Origin of the sequence: Shewanella sp. 10N.286.54.B9, from assembly GCF_041468565.1 — a bacterium.
Lineage (GTDB): Bacteria > Pseudomonadota > Gammaproteobacteria > Enterobacterales > Shewanellaceae > Shewanella.
Genome location: NZ_JBFRIY010000048.1, coordinates 1 through 5,269, shown reverse-complemented (window position 1 = coordinate 5,269; position 5,269 = coordinate 1). Strand labels below are relative to the sequence as shown.

Sequence of the window (5,269 nt, the reverse complement as noted above, 5' to 3'; positions counted from 1 at the left end):
GTCTTAGCTCGTACCGTCTTAGCTCGTACCGTCTTAGCTCGTACCGTCTTAGCTCATCCCTTTCCTAAGTCGCCGTTAACTGAATAAACCCACCGGCGGGCATATTCTCATCATGAACTAAGCCATGGAACTCATTGTTTAATAGTTGAAGTTTATGCTCACTAACATTGGTTAATATACAAAGTTGCTCACCGGGCATTAGTGTTCGAAATTGCACTGATGGAGCTCCCCAATTACTCACTCCTAGCTGCATTGAGTTTGCAATGGCAAGTGGCGCAAGCCCTTCTTTGTTGCGAAGGTAACAGCGAAACTCGCTCCCAGCTTGAGCTATTGCGACGCGATAACTCAACAAGTCAATCACCACATAAGTCATATCAACATAGATATCCAGTCCAGATTTGGACATTCTATCGTTAAGGTAGGTAAGCATGTTGTAGGGTTCAGCGATGACCTTAGATTGCTGGTTACGATAACGCTTGAGCTTATGGTTGACGAAGCTTTTTAATAGCACGCTAGCGAATGCTGCACGATTGTCGTGAGGATAAAAGTGCGCCATATACATCATGATATGCGAATCATCGAGCATAGCAGTATCAATAAAGTGGGCACTCACTTCATTGGTGTTAAACAGGCTATAGTCTATTTCAGCATTGGAATACTCAATCCGGCTTGGTGGGAATAGTTGCTGTTGTACACTTTTGGCGGCTTGCTCACTTTGCGCTAACAATTCAAGATTTTGATTAAGCTCCATATAAGACAGAGATTCTAACTCGTCAAGCTGCAACGACTCTTCAAGGGTGCCACTAACACATTCACGGATAGCGTTTTCGATAAGATAAAGGTCTGCGACGGGTTTAACCAGATAATCATTGGCGCCATGTCTAAGGGCATCAACCACATCGGACATGGCTTGATTACCAGAGATAATGATCGAGGGGGTACCGGGGCTATACTGATTCATTGCTTTCAGCATTTCTAAGCCGCCTAGTTTTGGCATACTTAAGTCTGCCAGAACCACATCAAAGCGTTGCTTTTTAAAATAATCTAAACCCATTTCACCATTATCAGCCTCGAGAACAATCGCTCCTCTACTCTCTAAAAAGGCCGTAACAATCTTGCGGAAAACGGGATCGTCTTCCACTAACAGAATCGTTAATTCTTTTAGCGCCATTTGCTGTCCTTAACTCACAACAGCGTAAACTCACATCCTTGTTTTCAATGTTTCCGCTTATTGTCGGCTGTTTGTTGTATTAGTTGCCGACAAATTCATTATTTACTCAAGTTCCTGCATATATTCATCTAGCAATTCATCGTCGTCTTCGCTCTGAGGAATATCACCATCATATACTTTGTAGTCCATGTGTTGGAAATACGCGTCTTTGACAAAAGTATATGGGTCTAAAGCATTGTCAACTAACCTCTCCTGATCAATTGCTGATGCTCGACTATGCAGATTTTTAAGACCCCACTTTAACACTGACTGCCAAAATGTCAGCTCTGATAATGGAAAGTATAGATCATCAACCCAATCAGAGGCGAGTTCTCTGGTGACATAAGGCCCAAAGAATGGCGCCATAAAATAAGGACCGTTAGGCACACCGTAATATCCAAGCACTTCATTGAAGTCATCTTGCTTGCGTGTCATGCCCATCATTTCCGCGACATCAATAACCCCCAGTAAGCCCAGAGTGGTATTAACGGTAAAACGACCGCCAGCATTCGCAGCCCAACCCCATTTACCTTGCAGTGTGTTATTGACAATGCTACTAGGCTCTTCAAGGTTAAGAACAAAGTTGTTAATACCACTTTTAACTGGGTGTGGGATATAATCGTTATAGCCATGAGCTACAGGTCGGTAGAAATACCGATCTATATACAAATAGTTGAGATCCCACATTGCTCGGTTAAACCCTTCAATGGGATCACGAGGATCATTATAGGTGACAGTGACACTCTCACCTTCCTTGATCTCCTCTGCTGCAGCTATGGTAGAAAATCCCAATATCGCCAGAGAAAGCACAATCCATTTACACTTCATAATTGTCTCTTTGAATAGGTCAGTATTTCTTACTGTTTGTTTCTGCTAAAGGCTTTGCTGGTAACTGCCGATATAGTCATAAGACCGCGTAATTGGGCTAAATCTAACGTTATCGACTAACAAAGCTATAAAATACCAGTAAGACCGCTAAGGATACTCAGTAACACAATAAGATCAAACATAATTTTGTGATAAAACATGTCTATTTAATTGAACAAAACAGGGCTCTCTTTTGGATAACATTACCCATGCAACTTTAAGTAATGCAAATGGCACTGCCGCTCCCACAAATGGGCCGCTATCAGCTCGGCCGACGTCATTGATCCCCGTTAACGCAACACTGAATCGAAATGGTGTATTAGTGCACTTTTCAGGCCAGGCATATAACGTAAAACTAGCAACGCCGTTAAGCCCACAACAATTTTCAAAGGCCCAAGCATTCCTATTGAATATAGTGCAGCAAAACGCTCTCGTCAGTAATACAGCTCAAATGCAGCTGCTCACCTTAGGCCAAGCACTCTACTTCCCTATGCCTAAAGCCATGCTTGCACTTGCTAATCGCAACAATATCTCCGAGCGAAAATTGTTCAAACTCGCCAATAAAAGCGAGGGCTACTTGCTGCCAAATGCACAGGTGTCTGGCTCCGAAGTCCAATTTAGTAATGGTTCCAAGCTAACCCTGCCGATGTTGGCTTCTTTAGCCGGTGGCGAGTATTCGGTCGCAGTGAAAACACGAGAGCAGCAGCTCTTTGTTAAGTTCACACCGATCCTAACAAAAACACCGATAACGCTAGACAGTACTAATAGTAATAATAAGGAAATGGCAGAACTAGCTCCGTTGTCTGAGGCAGACCGTCACAGTAAAACCAACGTCAATCACCAGTACAGAACGCTGTTTTCCCAGCTGGAAAGTACCCCGCTGCCGCAGGTCGCTCAATCAAGGTCATTGACTGCACCATTGCCAGTAGATACAGCCAAGCAACATAACAAAGCTGCACCACAAAACTTTCTAACCTCGGCATTAGCAAAAGCGGGCAGCCTTCCCAGAGCATCTATTAAACAAAGCTTGCCAATAACGAGCCTAGCGAGTGAGATGTTCAAGCTACTGCCAATGCTCAACCCTGAGCCGCTGTTCTCGCTGAGTGACCCTAACAAGTTACAACAAGCACTACTTAGCTTTAATTCGCTTAATATCAATCCGTCAAGCGGGCAAGCAGGTGCACCAAGCCACATAAATACCTTAAGCTTAGTCTGCCAGCTTTTATTAGGCCAAAATGCAATGGAGCGTGCTACAGCACCTCTAAGCACTGAGTTAACCAATAGGTTGGCAGCTTTGCAAAGGCACTTAGGCTTATCTTCAAAAATATTATCGATACTAGCAGCTACAGAGACTGATAAGCCATTAGCCAAACTGCTCAATAACCTAAGCTTATATCAGCAGCAATCAGGCGTTGTTGATGGCATTAATCATTGGTATTTCGCTGTGCCCTATTCTATTAATCATTACCAAGAGCAGTTTGAAGGCCACTTTGAACAATCTAATGACCCACAAGAGAAAGCTCACCATTGGAAGCTGAGACTAAAATTCAACCTTTCATCGAGTCCACTCCTCATTACAGTTAAAGCCAGTGGCGTGGAGGCGCTTGATAGTGCTCTGCGCATTACTGTAGAGTTTGCTAGTGACAGTCAAAATCTGTTGAATAAGGTGAAATTACTTAGCCCAAAACTAACTGATAAAATAGAGCAACTGGGTCTATCGGTTGTGGCAATAAATACACAAAAACAAGCGGTGCCGGCAACTTTACTACCAGGTGAACATTACTTGGTGAAGGTAAAGGTCTGACAGTACAAGCGAGTCCTGATCTAATAACAGCTATAAACAAGAGTCGAATAGATTGACCAACATGGATTTAAAGGGGAACGCCAATGAGCCAGCATGAACAGTCTACTAAAGCTGTGGCAGTTAAATATGATCAAGGCACAGCTCCGACTATTTCAGCAAAAGCAGAAGGTGAACTAGCGCAAGAGATGATCGCGCTTGCTGAAGAGGCTGGCATATTCATCCATAAAGACGAGCACCTTTGCGAGTTTTTACAAAAAATGCAAGTTGGTGAAGCTATTCCCAAAGAGCTCTATTTGCTCATCGCCGAGCTTATTGCGTTCGCCTATGTACTTGATGGAAAATTCCCTGAAAAATGGAATGGTATGCATCAAAAAATAATGGAAGAGGTTTAAAGGTTCTAGGTGGTAGGTTAGACGACGAAAGCCAAGCTGTCGGCATAAATGCCGACCTACCTTAGCGGAAGGTACTAGGCGTTAGGTGGTAGGTTAGACCGTGAAAGCAAAACCGGTTTTTAGCCGACAAAAGTAAAGACCGGAAAGCGGTGACGGTTATACTGAACACTTCACTTCCTAGAAAATAACAAACCAAGCTGTCGGCATAAATGCCGACCTACCTGTAACGTACGGTGTTAGGTGTTAGGTGTTAGGTGTTAGGTGTTAGGAAAAAACTCATCAAGTGAAAAGCTTAATAATTTCTCAGTTACCTTTATTCAAACCAAAAAGTCTAGTTCGCCTTAGAAGCGGAGTTTCCTTGAGGTTAGCTCGCTTACGCTGTTACTTTCTATGCAGGCGGATCAATAGCTCAGCTTCAGCCTTTGGTAACTCACACTCTTGAATAAGCTCATCAATACCGGCGCCTAAGTCAACCATTTTCATCGCTCTGGAATACAATCTAGCTTGTGGATCTTGCTGATTTGTCTCTTCAATTTTGGCATCTTGTTGCTGCAGCTTCTTTTCAAGCTCTAGCACTCTGCGACCAACTCCAATAGTGCCACTTCTAAGCTCTTGCAGTTCACGCTTTACCGCTTCTCTTTGCTTATCACCATCTTTGACCAATAATGTTAACGCTTCTACTTTAGCGCGTAGCTTTTTAGCTTGCTTACTGATCAGCACAGCAGTACCAATGGATAACACCACAAACAGTAACACAGTACCGATTAAAATCTCTTCAGCAATCATTTATGGCTCTTTTCAATAAAAGGATTAACAGTAAACTCGGAAAACAAAAACAAACGCTCCGCTTACGGATAACGGAACGTTGCTAGGCTCATTAACGGTGACAAGATAATTCCAGCTTTCTATCTCTACTAAAGCAGTCCTAGTCTTGTCGTTCTAGCTTCAAGCTCTAAGCTGTTTTAGCCTTTTCGTCCTAGCTTCAACCTCTAAGCT

Annotated in this window: 5 protein-coding genes; 2 read left to right on the top strand and 3 right to left on the bottom strand. The window is 43.2% G+C overall.

Annotation, left to right across the window (positions count from 1 at the left end; all coding sequences use genetic code 11):
* Nucleotides 1-64 precede the first annotated feature (64 nt).
* Complete coding sequence (locus AB4135_RS17095; protein WP_371994673.1) at nt 65-1,171, bottom strand: response regulator; 1,107 nt, start codon at nt 1,169-1,171, stop codon at nt 65-67.
* A gap of 102 nt (nt 1,172-1,273) precedes the next feature.
* A complete protein-coding gene (locus tag AB4135_RS17090; protein ID WP_371994672.1) occupies nt 1,274-2,038 on the bottom strand; it encodes a VacJ family lipoprotein in 765 nt (254 codons plus the stop codon).
* Nucleotides 2,039-2,270: 232 nt separating this feature from the next.
* Here AB4135_RS17090 and AB4135_RS17085 point away from each other — a divergent pair, with 232 nt between their 5' ends.
* Nucleotides 2,271-3,881 carry a hypothetical protein gene (locus AB4135_RS17085; protein ID WP_371994671.1) on the top strand — a complete coding sequence of 537 codons (1,611 nt, stop codon included), beginning with the start codon at nt 2,271-2,273 and terminating at the stop codon, nt 3,879-3,881.
* Between the two features lie 83 nt (nt 3,882-3,964).
* On the top strand, nt 3,965-4,273 hold the full coding sequence (locus tag AB4135_RS17080) for an EscU/YscU/HrcU family type III secretion system export apparatus switch protein (RefSeq protein WP_371994670.1): 309 nt from the start codon (nt 3,965-3,967) through the stop codon (nt 4,271-4,273).
* A 381-nt stretch (nt 4,274-4,654) separates the two neighbouring features.
* Here the strand turns inward: AB4135_RS17080 and AB4135_RS17075 are convergent, their stop codons facing one another.
* On the bottom strand, nt 4,655-5,056 hold the full coding sequence (locus AB4135_RS17075) for a DUF2802 domain-containing protein (protein ID WP_371994675.1): 402 nt from the start codon (nt 5,054-5,056) through the stop codon (nt 4,655-4,657).
* Between the last annotated feature and the right edge of the window lie 213 nt (nt 5,057-5,269).

Coding starts and splice junctions, on each gene's coding strand:
- AB4135_RS17095 (WP_371994673.1), bottom strand. CDS start 1,171: ATGGCGCTAAAAGAATTAACGATTCTGTTAGTGGAAGACGATCCCGTT.
- AB4135_RS17090 (WP_371994672.1), bottom strand. CDS start 2,038: ATGAAGTGTAAATGGATTGTGCTTTCTCTGGCGATATTGGGATTTTCT.
- AB4135_RS17080 (WP_371994670.1), top strand. CDS start 3,965: ATGAGCCAGCATGAACAGTCTACTAAAGCTGTGGCAGTTAAATATGAT.